The 16,686-nt window shown below is 62.7% G+C and carries 19 protein-coding genes and 1 pseudogene; 15 read left to right on the top strand and 5 right to left on the bottom strand.

Annotated elements, in window-relative coordinates:
* The first annotated feature begins 211 nt into the window (after window positions 1-211).
* The 7 genes from rpmH to ACG2K1_RS12395 all read left to right on the top strand — a co-directional run bounded on the left by rpmH (window position 212) and on the right by ACG2K1_RS12395 (window position 4,081).
* Window positions 212-346, top strand: a complete 135-nt coding sequence (gene rpmH, locus ACG2K1_RS12425) for a 50S ribosomal protein L34 (RefSeq protein WP_009427524.1) — start codon at window positions 212-214, stop codon at window positions 344-346.
* A gap of 11 nt (window positions 347-357) precedes the next feature.
* The gene (rnpA, locus tag ACG2K1_RS12420) at window positions 358-696 is read left to right on the top strand and encodes a ribonuclease P protein component (protein WP_009427525.1); all 339 of its coding nucleotides are present in this window, start codon (window positions 358-360) and stop codon (window positions 694-696) included.
* Window positions 693-905 carry a membrane protein insertion efficiency factor YidD gene (yidD, locus tag ACG2K1_RS12415; RefSeq protein WP_009427526.1) on the top strand — a complete coding sequence of 71 codons (213 nt, stop codon included), beginning with the start codon at window positions 693-695 and terminating at the stop codon, window positions 903-905. The genes rnpA and yidD overlap by 4 nt, the downstream gene beginning before the upstream one ends.
* Before the next feature lie 42 nt (window positions 906-947).
* On the top strand, window positions 948-1,082 hold the full coding sequence (locus ACG2K1_RS12410; protein ID WP_009427527.1) for a hypothetical protein: 135 nt from the start codon (window positions 948-950) through the stop codon (window positions 1,080-1,082).
* A 49-nt stretch (window positions 1,083-1,131) separates the two neighbouring features.
* Window positions 1,132-1,266 carry a hypothetical protein gene (locus ACG2K1_RS12405; RefSeq protein ID WP_255351491.1) on the top strand — a complete coding sequence of 45 codons (135 nt, stop codon included), beginning with the start codon at window positions 1,132-1,134 and terminating at the stop codon, window positions 1,264-1,266.
* A gap of 232 nt (window positions 1,267-1,498) precedes the next feature.
* The gene (gene yidC / locus ACG2K1_RS12400) at window positions 1,499-3,130 is read left to right on the top strand and encodes a membrane protein insertase YidC (RefSeq protein ID WP_009427529.1); all 1,632 of its coding nucleotides are present in this window, start codon (window positions 1,499-1,501) and stop codon (window positions 3,128-3,130) included.
* 609 nt (window positions 3,131-3,739) lie between these two features.
* A complete protein-coding gene (locus ACG2K1_RS12395) occupies window positions 3,740-4,081 on the top strand; it encodes a hypothetical protein (protein ID WP_009426427.1) in 342 nt (113 codons plus the stop codon).
* Between the two features lie 192 nt (window positions 4,082-4,273).
* On the opposite strand, the gene ruvA is transcribed toward ACG2K1_RS12395, so the two are convergent.
* The 4 genes and pseudogenes from ruvA to ACG2K1_RS12375 all read right to left on the bottom strand — a co-directional run bounded on the left by ruvA (window position 4,274) and on the right by ACG2K1_RS12375 (window position 6,909).
* Complete coding sequence (ruvA, locus tag ACG2K1_RS12390) at window positions 4,274-4,855, bottom strand: Holliday junction branch migration protein RuvA (protein WP_395429417.1); 582 nt, start codon at window positions 4,853-4,855, stop codon at window positions 4,274-4,276.
* A 198-nt stretch (window positions 4,856-5,053) separates the two neighbouring features.
* Window positions 5,054-5,563: pseudogene (locus ACG2K1_RS12385) on the bottom strand (septal ring lytic transglycosylase RlpA family protein); the annotation flags it as partial.
* Between the two features lie 108 nt (window positions 5,564-5,671).
* Complete coding sequence (gene trmL / locus ACG2K1_RS12380) at window positions 5,672-6,136, bottom strand: tRNA (uridine(34)/cytosine(34)/5-carboxymethylaminomethyluridine(34)-2'-O)-methyltransferase TrmL (RefSeq protein ID WP_009426430.1); 465 nt, start codon at window positions 6,134-6,136, stop codon at window positions 5,672-5,674.
* Window positions 6,137-6,291: 155 nt separating this feature from the next.
* Complete coding sequence (locus ACG2K1_RS12375; RefSeq protein WP_395429416.1) at window positions 6,292-6,909, bottom strand: ComF family protein; 618 nt, start codon at window positions 6,907-6,909, stop codon at window positions 6,292-6,294.
* Window positions 6,910-7,000: 91 nt separating this feature from the next.
* On the opposite strand from ACG2K1_RS12375, the gene bioH reads away from it, so the two are divergent.
* From bioH to ACG2K1_RS12340, 7 genes are all read left to right on the top strand, one after another.
* The gene (gene bioH, locus ACG2K1_RS12370; RefSeq protein ID WP_395429415.1) at window positions 7,001-7,741 is read left to right on the top strand and encodes a pimeloyl-ACP methyl ester esterase BioH; all 741 of its coding nucleotides are present in this window, start codon (window positions 7,001-7,003) and stop codon (window positions 7,739-7,741) included.
* A gap of 77 nt (window positions 7,742-7,818) precedes the next feature.
* On the top strand, window positions 7,819-8,358 hold the full coding sequence (locus ACG2K1_RS12365) for a hypothetical protein (protein WP_395429414.1): 540 nt from the start codon (window positions 7,819-7,821) through the stop codon (window positions 8,356-8,358).
* Between the two features lie 64 nt (window positions 8,359-8,422).
* The gene (locus tag ACG2K1_RS12360; protein ID WP_395429413.1) at window positions 8,423-9,394 is read left to right on the top strand and encodes a Rieske 2Fe-2S domain-containing protein; all 972 of its coding nucleotides are present in this window, start codon (window positions 8,423-8,425) and stop codon (window positions 9,392-9,394) included.
* A 72-nt stretch (window positions 9,395-9,466) separates the two neighbouring features.
* Complete coding sequence (locus ACG2K1_RS12355; protein ID WP_036496223.1) at window positions 9,467-10,384, top strand: fatty acid desaturase; 918 nt, start codon at window positions 9,467-9,469, stop codon at window positions 10,382-10,384.
* Between the two features lie 79 nt (window positions 10,385-10,463).
* Window positions 10,464-12,122: a phosphoesterase gene (locus ACG2K1_RS12350; RefSeq protein WP_395429412.1), complete on the top strand. Its 1,659-nt coding sequence runs from the start codon at window positions 10,464-10,466 to the stop codon at window positions 12,120-12,122.
* Between the two features lie 222 nt (window positions 12,123-12,344).
* A complete protein-coding gene (locus ACG2K1_RS12345; protein WP_395429411.1) occupies window positions 12,345-13,133 on the top strand; it encodes a methyltransferase in 789 nt (262 codons plus the stop codon).
* A 76-nt stretch (window positions 13,134-13,209) separates the two neighbouring features.
* A complete protein-coding gene (locus ACG2K1_RS12340) occupies window positions 13,210-14,106 on the top strand; it encodes a patatin-like phospholipase family protein (RefSeq protein ID WP_395429410.1) in 897 nt (298 codons plus the stop codon).
* Window positions 14,107-14,231: 125 nt separating this feature from the next.
* Here ACG2K1_RS12340 and mgtE read toward each other — a convergent pair whose 3' ends face one another.
* Window positions 14,232-15,674, bottom strand: a complete 1,443-nt coding sequence (gene mgtE / locus ACG2K1_RS12335; protein ID WP_009426439.1) for a magnesium transporter — start codon at window positions 15,672-15,674, stop codon at window positions 14,232-14,234.
* A 310-nt stretch (window positions 15,675-15,984) separates the two neighbouring features.
* Here mgtE and ACG2K1_RS12330 point away from each other — a divergent pair, with 310 nt between their 5' ends.
* Window positions 15,985-16,680 carry a hypothetical protein gene (locus tag ACG2K1_RS12330; RefSeq protein ID WP_036496225.1) on the top strand — a complete coding sequence of 232 codons (696 nt, stop codon included), beginning with the start codon at window positions 15,985-15,987 and terminating at the stop codon, window positions 16,678-16,680.
* The last annotated feature ends 6 nt before the right edge of the window (window positions 16,681-16,686 follow it).

Genomic DNA, 16,686 nt, shown 5'->3' with positions numbered 1-16,686 from the left:
TCAGATAGGCGCAGCGTCTTTACCGCGCGCGAAAGAGCGGCGGATTATAGCGGAAATACGCCGCCGCCGCCACGCGGCAGAGCCCGCAAAGCCTTGTCGCAAAAGGCCGTCTGAAAACGCCCGCCGCCGCGAACTGCTTTATTTTGATTGACAAAAACGGCGATTTGGTTTGTAATCCCGCGCTTTTACCCAAACCGATTTAGGAAATATCATGAAACGCACTTACCAGCCCTCCGTTACCAAACGCAAACGCACCCACGGCTTCCTCGTCCGCTCGCGCACCCGCGGCGGCCGCGCCGTTCTCGCCGCCCGCCGCGCCAAAGGCCGCAAACGCCTGTCTGTGTAAGCGCAACCGTTTTGGAACGCTTCGGCAGGCAGTACCGCCTTTTGAAAACGGAAGAATTTTCTTCCGTTTTTGCTTTGCGCAAGCAATACCGCTGCGCCCTGCTGCAAATTTCGTACTCCGACCCCGCAGAGCGCGGCCATGCGCGGCTGGGACTGGTGGTATCGAAGAAAACCGCGCGCCGCGCCCACGAGCGCAACTATATGAAGCGCGTCATCCGCGACTGGTTCAGACGGCATAAAAACGCCCTGCCGCCGCGCGATTTTATCGTGCGCGTGCGCCTGGCTTTCGGGCGCGACACCGCTCCTGCCGTCCGCGCCGAACTCTCGCGCCTGCTGCTGGACAAAAAATGACCGCCCGCCTGCTGCAACTGCTGATCCGGTTCTACCAATACTGCATCAGCCCGCTGGTTCCGCCGCGCTGCCGCTACACGCCGACCTGTTCGCAATACGCGCTGGAAGCCGTGCGCCGCTACGGCGCGCTCAAAGGCGGCCTGTTGGCCGTGAAACGTATCGCCCGCTGCCACCCCTGGGGCGGGCACGGGCACGATCCCGTGCCCTAATGGCTGTTACCCGTTTTCCGATACAAAGGACACAGCGAAGCCATGAACCGCCGCCCGAAAACCGTTTTCGTCGATGTCGACGACACCCTGCTGCGCAGCGCAGGCAGCGTGCGCATTCCGATTCCCGCCGCCGTCGAGGCCGTGAAGCGGCTTACCGCCGAAGGCGCAACGCTTTAATCTGTGGAGCAGCGGCGACGCGGATTACGCCCGCGAGGCCGCGTGTTTTTTGCAGCTGGAACACTGCTTCGCCGCTTTCCTGTCCAAGCCCGACGTGTACATCGACGACATAGCGGTGGGCGAATGGCGTTTCTTCCGCCACGTCCTGCCGCAAAACGCACTTTATCTGTACGATGGAGCATAAGCCTTTTCAGACGGCCTCTGCGCATTGAGGCCGTCTGAAAACGGATAAGGAACAAACATTTGATGCCGCCGCATAATCTGTTATGCTGCGGCGCTTTGCGGTCGGCTGGTATCCGCCCGCAACGCAACCGCCCCCTTTTTCAGAAACGTCATCCCCGCATTTATGCCCCGAAGGGGTACAGGCGGGGACGGCCTTCCCGCCGTTATCCAGACCACACCACAGGAGCATCCGTATGGACGCCAAAAGAATGACCGTGTTTTTTGCCGTTGCCCTGCTGATACTGCTGGGTTGGGAACAGCTTTTCCCCAGCCCGAAAGTACAGCCCGCCGCGCAACAGCAACAGGTGCAGCAGGCCGCCGCCGCGCCAACCGCCCTCAACCCCACCGTCCCCATTACCGTCAGCACCGACACCGTTTCCGCCGTCATCGACGAAACCAGCGGCGATTTGCGCGGCCTCACCCTGCTCAAATACAACTCCGCCGACGACGAAGGCAAACCCTTCGTCCTCTTTGAAAACGGCAAAGACAACACCTACATCGCCCAGTCCGACCTTGTCGACGCCGCCGGACGCAGCCTCACCCAGGGCACCGGCTTCAAAAGCGCGCAGAAACAATACGCCTTAAACGGCGACAAAGCCGAAGTGCGCCTCACCGCCGCCACTGCCGACGGCCTGCAAATCGCCAAAACCTACACCTTCACCAAAGGCAGCTACCAAATCGGCGTGCGTTTCGACGTCACCAACCGCAGCGGCCGCCCCGTCAAAGCCGACGCCGTCTACCGCATCCTCCGCGACGGCAAAGCCCCCGCCGGACAAGGCTACTTCATGTCCAGCTACACCGGCCCCGTTCTCTACACCCCGCAGGGCGACTTCCAAAAAGTCTCCTTCGGCGACCTCGACAGCGACTTTGAAAAAGGCCGCGACCAGGCCGAATACGAGCGCAAAAGCCAGTCCGGCTGGGTCGGCATGAGCCAGCACTACTTCTTCTCCTCGTGGATACTGCAACCGAAAAACGGCCAAAGCATCTGCGCCGGCACAGAATGCCGAATCGACATCAAACGCCGCGCCGACGGCCTCTACTCCGCCGGCGTCAGCGTGGCCGAACCCGAACTGGCAAACGGCATGACACAAAGCTACGCCGCCACCCTCTACGCCGGCCCGCAAACCACCGCCGACTTGGGCGCCGTTGCCGACAAACTCGAACTCGTCAAAGACTACGGCCGCGTCCACTGGCCGGCCACCGGCCTCTTCTGGCTGATGGACAAACTGCACGGCTTCACCGGCAACTGGGGCTGGGCGATTGTGCTGCTCACCGTTATCGTCAAAATCGTCCTCTTCCCGCTGAACAACGCCGCCTACAAATCCATGGCGAAAATGCGTGCCGTCGCCCCCAAACTCGAAGCCCTGAAAAAACAATACGGCGACGACCGCATGGCGATGCAGCAGGCCATGATGCAGATGTACCGCGACGAAAAAATCAACCCCCTGGGCGGCTGCCTGCCCATGCTGCTGCAAATCCCCATCTTCATCGGCCTCTACTGGGCGATTTTCAGCTCCGTCGAACTGCGCCAGGCACCCTGGCTGGGCTGGATTACCGACCTGTCGCGCCACGACCCCTGGTTCATCCTGCCCGTACTGATGACCGCCACCATGTGGTTCCAAACTACCCTCAACCCACCGCCCTCCGACCCCATGCAGGCGAAAATGATGAAAATCATGCCCTTCGTTTTCTCCTTCATGTTCTTCCTCTTCCCGGCCGGGCTGGTGCTCTACTATGTGGTGAACAACATCCTGACCATCGCCCAGCAGATGTACGTTAACCGCAGCACTGAGCAGCAGCGCAAAAACGGCGAAGTGGTTTCCTAAACCGCCGCTGCAAAGCAAAAGAGGCCGTCTGAAAAAACCTGCGAAGCAGGTTTTTTCAGACGGCCTCAACTTTCAGACGGCCTCAACTTTCAGACGGCCTCAACTTTCAGACGGCCTCAACTTTCAGACGGCCTCAACTTTCAGACGGCCTCAACTTTCAGACGGCCTCAACTTTCAGACGGCCTCAACTTTCAGACGGCCTCAACTTTCAGACGGCCTCAACTTTCAGACGGCCTCAACTTTCAGACGGCCTCAACTTTCAGACGGCCTCAACTTTCAGACGGCCTCAACTTTCAGACGGCCTCAACTTTCAGACGGCCTCAACTTTCAGACGGCCTCAACTTTCAGACGGCCTCAACTTTCAGACGGCCCCAACTTTCAGACGGCCCCAACTTTCAGACGGCCTCAACTTTCAGACGGCCTCAACTTTCAGACGGCGATTTGACACACCGCCGATATGCCCATGTTCTGCCGAAAAACGGCATAAAGCCGCAGTTTCCGCAAACGCGTGCAAGGGCAAAAAGAAGCAAAAAATATTCGCCTTTAAAAAACAGTCGGCAGACGTTTTTTGACGAAAATTTTATTTTTCTTTGCAAATCATCATGCTAAATGCAAAACCAAACTATGCCGCAAGCTGGCACGCAGCTTGCTTGGTATCCCATACCGATGCACAGCGCGTCGGTCGTTTTTAACGGATGCTACGGCATCGAAAAACAAATACATTACGGTAAAACCGACGGCCTCTATGCTGTCGCTCCGCTCGGGAAGGCGGAGTCTTTTAGGGATAGGCCGCTGCATATTGTGGGAATGTGCGGCGGCTGTTTTTTATCCCGCCAATCCGTGCCGCGCCCTGTGTGCGGCAGCGGCAAAAGGCCGTCTGAAACCGCATTTCGCGTTTTCAGACGGCCTTTTGCCGATCCGTCGGGGCGAAGCTGCCTGCGCCAAGCCTGAAATCCCAAATCCCCAAACAATGCTGCTTCTGCGCAGGTGGAAATCTTATCGCAAGCCAAGCAAACGGACTGTTTCTTCCGGCATGGCCGAATGCAGCGGGATTTTGGTTTCCCCGCCGCACAGAAAAACGCACAGAGGCCGTCTGAAAGAAGCTGCTTGTCAGAACACGGTTTTGGCGGGAACGGCCTTTGCCTATTTCATCAGGTTCTTCAAGGCCAGCCGCACGCCCTCGGCCACGTCCGTGTCGGGGGCGATGCCTTTGACGGCGGCACGGGCTTCGCGTTCGCTGTAGCCCAGCGCCAGCAGGGTGCTGACGATGTCGTCGCTGCCGTCGGCGGCGGTTGGAGCGAAGAGGCCGTCTGAAATGCCTGCGGCGGCGAGTTTGCCGCGCAACTCGAGAATCATGCGCTCGGCGGTTTTTTTGCCGATGCCGGGTGCGGACGACAGGCGTTTGACGTCTTCCTGCGCCACGGCCTGCGCCAGCTCTTCGGCGTTCATGGCCGACAGGATGCCGAGGGCGGTTTTCGCGCCGATGCCGCCGACTTTGATGAGTTGGCGGAAGGTGGCGCGCTCGGCGGCGGTGGCAAAACCGAACAGCAGGTGTGCGTCTTCGCGAACGGCCAGATGGGTGTAGAGGCGCACGGTTTCACCCGCGGGCGGCAGGTTGTAGAAGGTCTGCATGGAAACGTCGACTTCGTAGCCGACGCCGTTGACGTCGATGATGATTTGCGGCGGATGTTTTTCCGTCAGTTTTCCGGTGAGGCTGCCGATCATGGGTTTTCCTTCGGTGTACGGTAGGCCGTCTGAAAACGGCCGGGGAGGCGGGCGGCGGATTATAGCGCAAGCGCGCAAAAAACCCGTGCGGGGCACGGGTTTGGCGGCGCAGGGCGCTTAAATGGCGGTTTGGCCTTTGCCCTTGTTGTCGGTAACGATGCCGCTGCGGCGGTTTTGTTCGCGGCGGGTTTTGCCGTCGGGCACGATTTGTTCGATTTTCACCTGCGCGGTGCCGGTGCGGACAAAGCCCAGCTGCTGCGCGGCGGCTTTGGAAACGTCCATCACGCGGTTGCCGTGGAAGGGGCCGCGGTCGTTGATGCGGACGACGACGCTTTTGCCGTTGGCAAGGTTGGTGACGCGGGCGTAGCTGGGGATGGGGAGGGTGCGGTGGGCGGCGGAGAGCGAACCCATGTCGAAGCGTTCGCCGTTGGAGGTTTTTTTACCGTGGAAACCGGGGCCGTACCATGAGGCTTTGCCGGTCTGACTGAAGTTTTCTACTTTCTTGGCGGGCTGGTAGCGTTTTCCGGCCACTTTGTAGCTGAGGTTGGCCGATTTGTGCAGCGGCTCTGCTTTAACCGATACCTTCGGCGCGGCAGACGCGGCGGCAGAAGGGGGGGACGGGTCGGCGGCGGGTTGCGCGCCGGCGCAGGCGGTGAGGGAGAGAACGGCGGCGAGGCCGGCGAAGAAAGTATTTTTGGCTTGAGTCAAAACAAGGTCCTGTTCCGGAGTTGAAGGGATGTGCCGCGTCTGTTTCTCTTCTTGTGCGGCGGGGTGCTGCTTTGGTGTTTTCAGACGGCCTTTGCGGGCCAAACCCGTTCAGAGGCCGTCTGAAAAGCCGTTTTGCCGCCACGCTTCAAATACGGTGACGGCAACGGTGTTCGACAAATTCATGCTTCTGCTGTTTGCCCGCATCGGCAGGCGGATTTTTTGTTCGGCGGGCAGGCTCTCGAGGATGTCGGCGGGCAGGCCGCGCGTTTCCGGGCCGAAGAGGAAAACGTCGCCCGCCCGGAAAGACACTTGGTCGGGGCGGGTGCTGCCTTTGGTGGTCAGCGCGAAGATGCGGCGGCCGGCGAGGGCGGCGAGGCAGTCGGCGAAGTTTTCGTGGACGGTGAGGCTGGCGAACTCGTGGTAATCCAGCCCCGCGCGTTTCATTTTGGCCGAGTCGAGCGGGAATCCGAGCGGCTTGACGAGGTGCAAAGCCGCGCCGGTATTGGCGCAGAGGCGGATGATGTTGCCGGTGTTCTGCGGGATTTCCGGCTGGTACAAAACAACAGTAAACATATAGTGAGTCAAAATGAAAAAGATACAAGGCAGCAAGCCGAAGACAGTACATCCGGTACGCCGAGGCGCAGCAACGCCGTAGGTTTTTTATTTGGGCTCACTATAAAATCAGACACTTAAAACGGCGCGCACTATGCCCCCATCTGCCCGGTGCGTCAAGGCCTTTGCATTTTCGCCTGCGCCAGCGTCCAGCAGAAAACGCGCTCCGCCCCCGCCCGTCTTAACATCCGCGCCAGTTCGGCCAATGTTGCGTTTGTGGTGGCCACGTCGTCGATTAACAGCAGATTGCGTTTCTTAACGTCGCCGCGCACCTCAAACAAGCCTTTGGCGTTTTTCAGCCGCTCGCGGTAGGACAGCGTGCTTTGCGGCGCGGAAGGCCGTCTGAAAACGGTGTTTTCGGGCAGCACGGACAGGCGGAAAAACGGCGCGATCAGGCGGGCGAGTTCCGTGCACTGGTTGAAGCCGCGCTCCATCTGCCGCTCTCGGCTCAGCGGCACGGCGAGTATGCCGTCTACGGCTTCGTGCCGCAGCCACGGCGGCGGCAGCGCGGCCATCAGGCAGGCGAGCGGACGGCGCAGCTCCAAGCGGCGCAGGTGTTTGAATTCGTGGAGGATGCCGCTGACGGGCGGCGCGTAGGCGCACGACGACCACAACAAATCAAACGGCGGCGGCTTCTTTTGGCACGCGCCGCAGATCGTCACGCCGTCGCCCGCGCCGCCGCACCGCGGGCAGACCCGTTCGGGCGGCGTGGCGGTTTTCAGCAAATCGGCCATACAGCCGCCGCAGATGCCGCCCTCAGCCCGCGCATGGCATAATGCGCAGCTTTGCGGCCCGGCCAAACGGCTTAATCGGGAAAGGAATTTCATGACAGACACACCCCATCATCCTGTTTATCTGATACACGGCTGGGCGGCAAACGGCCGCGTGTTCGACGGCCTGCGCCCGCTGCTGCCCGCACACTGGCAGGTGCACACGCCCGACCTGCCCGGCCACGGCGGCGCGCCCTTTGCCGGCGGGTTCGATATTGAAGCGGCCGCCGACGAACTGGCCGACAACCTGGCCGAAGGCAGCGACCTTGTCGGCTGGTCGCTCGGCGGACTGCTTGCCCTGCACGCCGCACACCGCCACCCGCACAAAGTGCGCCGCCTGTGCCTCACCGCCTCCTTCGCCAAACTCGCCGCCGCGCCCGGCTACCCGCAGGGTCTCGCACGCCCCGCGCTGCACAAAATGCTGCCTCTGTTTGCGCAGGACTATGCGAAATATATGCGCCAGTTTTTGGAGCTGCAACTGCTGCACACGCCCGAAGCGCGGCAGATAGTCGACGCCCTGCTGCCCGACATCGTCCGCCACGGCACGCCCGCCGCGCTGGCCGCCGCCCTCGCAGCCGTCGAGCGCGCCGACGCCCGAAGCCTGCTGCCGCACATCCGCCAGCCCGTGTTGCTGGTATACGGCGGCAAAGACGGCATCACGCCGCCGCGCATGGGCGAATATCTGCAAGAGCACCTGCCGCACGCCGAAACCGTCGTGATCGACAAAGCCGCCCACGCCCCCTTCCTCAGCCACGCCGCAGAATTCGCCAATCTGCTCGCCCGTTTTTTCGGCTGAACACGTTTTCAGAAACGTCATTCCCGCGTAGGAGGGAGCGGCCTGCAACGGCACAGAAGCCGTCTGAAAAGGAAACCATGAAACTCAACGCTCGTTTCAACACCTTCACCCTGCCGCGCTACCGCGAAGCCATTGCCAACCACAAGCGTTACGCCGACTTCAACCCGCTCGCCCTCTTCCGCTCCATCCTCGAAAACGGCAAACTCGGCGAAGCGGAGCAACTCGAAGTCCTCTCCCTAGCCAAAGCAGCCTTCCCGCGCTTTTACCGACACCTGTTATTGAAAGACCTGCGCACCTACGCCGCCCTCTCGCGCCTCGGCCAAGAGCCGCTGGGCGACGCGCAAATGCGTCAATACATCAACAAGCTGCGCTGCGAACAGGAAAAAGAGTTTGCCAAACGCAAAATCTGCAACGCCCGCGTCGGCGCGTATACCGTAAGCGAATGGATTACCTGCGGCGAAGACGGCGGCAGGGGCAACGGGCAGCGGATGAAATTCATGAACCGCCACCAATCCGTCAAAGCCCTCTGCGTCCGCGACAGGCCGCCCGTCCACCGGCAAAACCGCCGCAACCAAACGCACGACATCCGCCGCCTGCTCGACGAAGAAAACGGCTGAGGCCGTCTGAAAGCACAAGCCAAACATCATTCTGACACCAGTAAAAACAACAAACGGAAACCCCATGACCGAACACGACCCCGCCGAAACACGATGGCACCACTGGCCGCGCTGCTGGTATCCCGCCGCCCGCGTGCACGGTTTCGCCCCCGGCCAAGTCCGCAGCGGCCGCCTCGGCACGCGAGAGTGGGCGCTCTACCGCGACGCCGACGGCACGTTCCGCGCCACCGACGCCTTCTGCCCGCACATGGGCGCGCACCTCAAAAGCGCGCGCGTCGAAGGACAAGCCCTCTGCTGCGGCCTGCACGGCTGCCTGATCGAGCCGCAAACCGCCCTTTCAGACGGCCTCCCCCCCATCCGCCCCGGCTGCCGCATCGGCGCGCAGGCATGGCCGTGCGCCGAACGCTTCGGCCTCGTCTGGCTGCACCCGCCGCTGACCGAAGGCGAAACCGCCCCGCCCCTACCCTTCGCCAACAACGGCCACCTGCGCCTCACCGCCTCCCGCACCATCAACGCCGACTGGCGCGCCATGATCTGCAACGGCTTCGACCTCTCGCACATGGCCATCGTCCACCAGCGCACGCCCGAAGGCAATCCCGTATTCGACACCCCGCCCGAGGGCGGCATCCGCATGCGTTTTGCCACCCGCATCCTGCCCAAAGGCGGCTTTTCCAGCTGGCTGATGCAGCGGCTCTCCGGCGGGCGCGTCGAACTGGCGCACACCTGCAACGGCAGCAGCATCATGGTGGAAAGCCGCGTCGGCCGCTTCCGTGCCAGCGGTATCTTCGCCCTGCTGCCGCAAGACGCCCCCGGCACGCCGCCCGAAGAGCGCAGCACCCTCGCCTTCGCCGCCATCGGCATCCCGCCCGACACCCTCTTCCCGCGCCTGCAACTTTACATCGCCCGCTTTTTATATCTGGCGTTTTTGAAAAAAGACTTCGTCATTGTCGAAAATATGCGCCTGAAACTCGACGGCGCCGACGACCCCGGCGTGCAGCAGGCCGCGCGTTACCAAAGCACGCTCGAAAGCCTGTAATCCCCGTCTGCCGGGATTTTCAGAAACGTCATTCCCGCGAAGGCGGGAACGGCCTCCCTCCACAAAACCGCCATGACCCCCATCGCCCGCAACCTCCTCATCCTCGCCGCCGCCTCATGCGCCAACCTCGCCCTGCTCACCGCCGCCTCGCACGCGCCGTGGCCGGTTGCCGTCGCCGCCGCGCTGCTGTTTGCCCTCAGCAACAACACCGTCTTCGCCCTGCTGCACGAATGCGTGCACGGCGTGTTCGCCCCCGCCGCCAACGGGCGGGGAGGCCGTCTGAACGAATGGTGCGGCCGACTGGCGGCGGCATGGTTTCCCACCGGCCTCGCCGTCCAGCGCGTCTTCCACCTCACCCACCACCGCAACAACCGCTCCGCCTCCGAACAGTTCGACATCCTGCACGAAGGCGACGTCCTGTGGCTGAAATACGCCCAGTGGTACGCCATCTACACCGGCGTTTACTGGTTCGTCTCCGCCACCGGCGTGCTGGTTTACGCCCTCACCCCCGCCGCCGTCCGCCGCGCCCTGATCCGCGCCTTCGGCCAACGCGGCGGCATACAGACCGGCGCCGACGACTACATCGGCGCGCTCGACAGCCTGCCCGCCGCCGCCCGCCTCGAAGTGCTCGGCGCGGCCGCATGGCAGCTTTTCTGGGCATGGACGCTGGGCTGGACATGGACGGGCTGGCTCGCCTGCTACGCCGCCTTCGCCCTCGCGTGGAGCTCGCTGCAATACACCGACCACGCCTTCTCGCCGCTCGACAAACACAACGGCGCATGGAACCTCCACACCCCGCGCTGGCTGCGCCTCGTCTTCCTCAACTACCACCTGCACCTCACCCACCACCGCCACCCCGAGCTGCCCTGGTACGAACTGCCCCGCCGCCCCGCCCGCGGCCCCGCCTTTTTCACCGTCTGGCTCGCCTGCCTGCGCGGCCCCCGCCGCCTCGAAAACTTCCCGCGCTTTCGCGAACGGGATATTGTGTAAACGCAAAAAGGCCGTCTGAAAGCTAAGTTCCACCGAAGTGAAAACGCCTTCCCGTCCCAATCGCTTAAAATCCCGCCCCATGAATTTCCGCCGCGATCCCGCCTTTTGCCTTGCCCTTGCCGCCCTCTTCGCCCTGCTGTTTGTCCTGCTTTACGGCGGCGCAAATCTGCTTGCCGCCCTTGTGCCGTGGCGCATCCGCCCCGCCCTGCCTTTTGAGGCCGCCGTTCCCTTTGTGCCCGCGTGGAGCGTTGTTTATCTCAGCCTGCCGCTGCTGCTTCTGCTGTGCGGCCTGCGCGCGGACAGGCACGGCGCGTGGCTGCTGTTTGCCGTGCTGGCCGCCGAGCTGGCGGCCGCCCTTCCCTTTTTCGTTTTCCTGCCCGTTCAGACGGCCTGGCCGCCGCGCGAAGCCGGGGGCTTTTGGCAGCCCTTTTTCCTTTTGGCCGACCGCGTCAGCCTGTCGCGCAACCACCTCCCCTCGCTGCACACTGCCTTCGCCCTAACCGCTGCCCGCTTCGCATGGCGGCAGCGGTTTCCCGCCCGCGCCCTTTATGTCCTGTGGGCGGCGGCCGTCGTCCTCTCCACCCTGCTGATACACGAACACCATCTGGCCGACCTCGCCGCAGGCGGCCTGCTCGCCTTCGCCGCCTGCCGCCTCGTTCCCGCGCGCGCCGACGGCGACGCCTTCCGCCGCGCCGACACCGCCTTTCTGCTGCTGCGCGAACAGGCCGCCTTCGCCCGCCGCCACCGCCGCTACGCCCTCATCAGCCTGATTCTCGCCCTCTACCGCCTCCGCCGCCCGAAACGCGGCGGCCTGATGGTGGCGGGCTACTGCTTTTTGCAGGCTTTCGACGACCTGATGGACGGCGACAGGCCGCTCCCGCCCAAAGCGTGCGGGCATGACGTTTCCGCAAGCCCCGTCGCCGAAGCAGACCGCCTGATAAGCGAATGGCAGCGCGGCGTTTTCGACACGCACGACCATTACAGCCGCCTCGCCGCCTGCTTCCGAGGCCGTCTGAATGCCGTGCTGCCGCCCGACACCGCCCGCGAAGCCGTGTTTCAGACGGCCTCCCTGCTGCACACCATGCGCCGCGACCGCCTGCGCGCCGACGCCGCCGAAATTTGGCCTGCCGCCGCACTCGCCGCCCACCACCGCGCCACCTTCGCCGACTCGCTCGACCTCCTCTTTGCCGCCGCAGGCGCGGCCACCCGCAGCCGCAATGTGCCCGAACTGGCCGACGCGCTCGCCTGGTGCTCCGTAATGCGCGACCTGCGCCAAGACCTCGCCGCCGGCATCGTCAACATCCCCGCCGAAATTTTGAACCAAGCCGAAAGGCCGTCTGAAAATACAGGTAGGGTATGTGGCGCAGCCACGCACGCGGATGGCGGATGGCAAAACAGCCGCCCCGCCGTTTCCGAACAACACAAACCGCGTGCGTCGCGGAGCGACACACCCTACGCAGCGGTTCAGACAGCCTCCGACCGCACAAACCCGACGTCCTTCCGCCCCGACTTCGCCGCCCTGTCCGCCGATCCCGCCGTGCACCAATGGATACGCGGCGAACGCCGCCGCGCCCGCGCCCTGCTCGACGTCCTCGAACCCCGCGCCGCCGCTCTGCCCGACCCCGCCTCCCGCCGCATCGCCTGCCTCTTCGCCCGCTCCGTGCGCAGCTTCGCCGAAAAACGCATCCTGCGGCTTTATCCGTGGCTGGATAAAGAAACATATAGTGAAACAAAATAGGAAAGACACAAGGCAGCAAGCCGCAGACAGTACAAGTAGTACGGCAAGGCGCAGCAACGCCGTAGATTTTCGTGTTGTTTCACTATAAAGGCCGTCTGAAAGCTTTCCAGACGGGCAACACCGCGCCGGGACGCCGTTTCCCAAGCCGCCGCCGCAAAACTGCTGAACCGCACGCGCAAAACGGTTACACTCCCGCCCCGCGCACCATTGGGACACTGAAATATGAACAACGACCGCTGGCAAATCCACCGCTACCTCGCCCAAACCGCCGACGAACGTCTGCAAATCCTCAAAGCCGCGCCGCAGCACATCCTGCTCTCGGGTGCTGACGGCGATCTCAGCCGCGGCCTGCTCGCCGCCCGCTACCCCAAAGCCGCCTTCTCCGAATACGACCCGCGCCGCGATTTTCTTGATGCCGCCGCCGCCGCGCGCAAAAGCGGGTTTCTCGCCAAGCTGGCGGGAAAAAGCGTGCCGCAGCACTGCCAAAGCCTCGCCTCTCCGCCGCCCGAAGCCTCGGCCGACATGCTGTGGTCGAACCTCGGCCTGACAACCGAAGCCGACCCGCTGCCCGTTTTCCAAGCCTGGGCGCACGCGCTGAAAACCGACGGCCTGCTGTTTTTCACCCACTTCGGCCGCGACAGCCTCGCCGAACTCACAGGCCGTCTGAAAACGCTGGGACACGAAGCCCGCCGCCCCGCCCTGATCGATATGCACGACTTGGGCGACATGCTGGCCGACAGCGGCTTCTACGACCCCGTCACCGACACCGCCGCCCTGCGCCTCGAATACCGCAGCGCCGACACCTTCTGGCAGGACATGGACACCCTCGGCCTGTGGCAGGCGCTCGATTTCGCCGACCCCGCCGCCGCCCGCGCCGCCGCGCAAAGCCTGTGGGACAAAGGCGAGCTTGCCCGCATCGAGTTGGAAACGGTGTACGGCCACGCCGTCAAGAAAAAAGCCCTGCCCGCGGGCGAGAGCGAAGTCATGTTCTTTCCGCGCGGCAAGGCCTGAACACCCCCTGAGGCCGTCTGAAAGCCAAGCCCTAACGAAGTGAAACCCGTCCTCCCAATCATCCGAAAGGAAACCCGTGAAAACACTGTCCCGCCGCGCCGCCCTGGCCGCCTTCGCCGCCCTCGTTCTTGCCGCCTGTCCGAGCGGCAACACACCGCAACCGCAGGTGCGTGTCAAACCGCAGCCGCAAAAACCGCAGGCCGTCGTCGCCATCGCCCTCGGCGGCGGCGCGTCGAAAGGCTTCGCCCATATCGGCATTCTCAAAGTACTCAAACAGCACGGCATCCCCGTCAAAGTCGTCACCGGCACCAGCGCGGGCGCCATCGTCGGCAGCATGTACGCCTCGGGTATGTCGCCCGACCGCATGGAGCTCGAAGCGGAAATCCTCGGCAAAACCGATTTGGTCGACCTCACCCTGTCAACCAACGGCTTTATCAAGGGCGAAAAGCTGCAAGACTATGTCAACCGCAAAACGGGCAACCGCCCCATCGAGCAGTTCCCGCTCAAATTCGCCGCCGTCGCCACCGATTTCTCCACCGGCAAGGCCGTGGCCTTCAACCGCGGCAACGCGGGGCAGGCGGTGCGCGCCTCGGCCGCCATTCCCAACGTGTTCCAGCCTGCCGTTATCGGCGGGCGGAAATACGTCGACGGCGGCCTGACCCAGCCCGTGCCCGTCACCGCCGCGCGGCAGCAGGGGGCGAATTTCGTGATTGCCGTCGATATTTCCGCCAAACCGGAAAACGCGGTCGGCAAAAGTTTCTTCGCCTACCTCGACCAAACGCTCAACATCATGAGCACTTCCGCGCTGAACGCCGAGTTGGGCAAGGCCGACGTGGTAATCAAACCGCGCGTGCAGAACCTCGGCGCGGTGGGCGGTTTCGACCAGAAGACGCAGGCGATTAAAACGGGCGAAGCCGCCGCTCTCGCCGCCCTGCCGGAAATCAAACGCAAGCTGGCGGCCTACCGCTATTGAGCGTTTGCAGACAGAGGCCGTCTGAAAGTCCGCCGCAGGCTTTCAGACGGCCTCTTTGCTGCCGCCGCAAAACAATGAGGCCGTCTGAAACCGGAGTTTCAGACGGCCTTTTCATGTTTGAACAATCACAGCAGGAATATCGTCGCCAGCCCGAGGAAAATCAGGAAGCCGCCCGAGTCGGTGACGGCGGTAATCAATACCGAGCTGCCCAGCGCGGGGTCGCGGCCGAGTTTTTCCATCACGATGGGAATCAGCACGCCGACGGCGGCGGCCAAGAGCAGGTTGAGCGTCATGGCGGCCACCATGACGAGGCCGATGCCGACACTTCCGTAGAGCAGATAGGAGAGCAGCCCCATCACGCTGCCCCACAGGATGCCGTTCACCAGCGCGACGCCGATTTCTTTTTTCAGCAGCCGCCCGGCCTGGATGTCGGCAAGCTGGCCGACGGCCATCGCGCGCACAATCATGGTGATGGTTTGGTTGCCCGAATTGCCGCCGATGCCCGCCACAATCGGCATCAGCGCGGCCAGGGCGACGATTTTTTCGATGCTGCCTTCAAACGCGCCGATTACGCGGCTGGCGAGAAAGGCGGTGCACAGGTTGATGGCCAGCCACATCCAGCGGTTTTTCACCGAATCGAGCACGGGGGCGAACAGGTCTTCTTCTTCCTGCAAACCGGCCATGTTCAAAATGTCGGCTTCCGATTCTTCGCGGATGACGTCCACCATTTCGTCGATGGTGATGCGGCCGATGAGTTTGCCGTTTGCGTCGATCACGGGCGCGGTCACCAGGTCGTAACGCTCGAAAGCCTGCGCGGCTTCTTCGGCGTCGTCCTGCGGCGAGAAGCGCACCACGTCGGTGGCCATGACGTCGGCCACCAAATCTTCCGGGTTGGAAATCAGCAGCTTGCGCACGGGCAGCACGCCGATCAGCACGTCTTCTTCGTCGACGACGAAGATTTTGTCGGTGTGGTCGGGCAGGCTGTCGAAGCGGCGCAGGTAGCGCAAAACGACTTCGCAGGTGACGTCGGCGCGCACGCTCACCAGCTCGAAGTCCATCAGTGCGCCGACTTGGCCGTCTTCGTAGGACATCGCCGCCTTCACCTGCTCGCGCTCTTCCTCGTCGCGCGTTTGCAGGGCTTCGTATACGACTTGGTGCGGCAGATCGTCGGCCAGCTCGGCCAGCTCGTCGGCATCCATGTCTTCCACCGCCGAGAGCAGCTCTTCGCGGTTCATCGCCTCGATCAGCGTTTCACGCACCGCTTCGGACACTTCCAGCAGCACCTCGCCGTCGTCTTCCGGCTCGGCCAGCCGCCACACCACCACGCGCTCTTTCGGCGGCAGCGATTCGAGCAGCACCGCCATGTCGGCGGGGTGCAGTTCGTGCAAAATGCCCGTCAGCTCGGACAGTTTTTCGTTGAGGGAAGCGTCGGCCAGCGGCGCGGCGGCGGCGATTTGCGCGTAAACGGGCAGCAGCGCGGCGGCCAGCTCGTGCACGCGGTCGATATCGAGTTCGAGACGCTGCGCGTCGGACGGACGGGAAGAGGAAACGGGATTCTGGCTGCTCATAAATGCTCCGCCCGCATGAAGACGGCAGGGCATTCAGGCGGGATGGCTACGGATTGCGTAAGGGAAGGAAAAATGTCAAAAGACAGGGAAGTTCCATGATTTCTGCCTGCGGCGCAGGCGGCAAACGAAAACGGCGCATTGTAACACAATGTTAAAGCCCCTCGGGCTGCACACACGTTTTCTGACACAATCACGCATAAACTTGATAATACTTTCCATTTGTAGCACAATGCGGCCGCAGGACGATACGCCGTTTGCCGCGAATCGTTTGCCAACCATTCAAACATCCTTAAACAAGAGAGACATCCTTATGAAAAAAACCGCCCTGATTCTGGCCGCAGCCTTCGCCGCAGCCGCCCTGCCCGCCTCCGCCGCCGATTTCGGCAGCAAGCAAACCCTCACCATCGACGGCAAAGCCGCCTATCTGGCCGAAACCTCCGCCCGCATCCTCGCCAATAAAGAGCTCAAAGCGCCCGAACTGGTGGACGACATTACCGACGGCCTGTCCGGCAAAAAAGTGCCCGGCTACAAAATCATGATTATGGGACGCACCTACTCCGCCGCCGCCGAGACCAAACCGCCCAAAGAAGGCCAGAGCCAATGGCGTGAAAAAGCCTACGTCCACAGAGGCATCAAACTGTTTGTCGGCGTGCCCGTCGTCAAAGGCAAAGCCGATTTGGCACACGCCCGCCTGCTCAACATCGGCGTGGTGGACGACAACGGCGGTGATGCGCCGCACACGCCTGACGAGAAAATCCGCCCCGTCGGCAAACAGCTGATGAACGAAAACGCCGTGGTTGAAAAAGCCCACCTGCATATCAGCGAGCTGGAGCTGCCGAACATGAAAAAAGGCGAAGCCAGCGGCGGCGGCGTGAAGCTGAAAGCCGGTGCGGTGATCGACGGCAAAGCGGTGGAAACCGAACTCGACAGCACCTTCACCCGCTTCTACACCGCCAAACCGACCAGCAGCGCGCCGTTCAAAGCCGACAAGCGTTTTGTGAAATAAGCCGCG

It is taken from the genome of Neisseria sp. 23W00296, from assembly GCF_044772855.1.
Taxonomy (GTDB): Bacteria; Pseudomonadota; Gammaproteobacteria; order Burkholderiales; family Neisseriaceae; genus Neisseria.
This window is presented reverse-complemented; position numbering and strand designations above follow the sequence as displayed.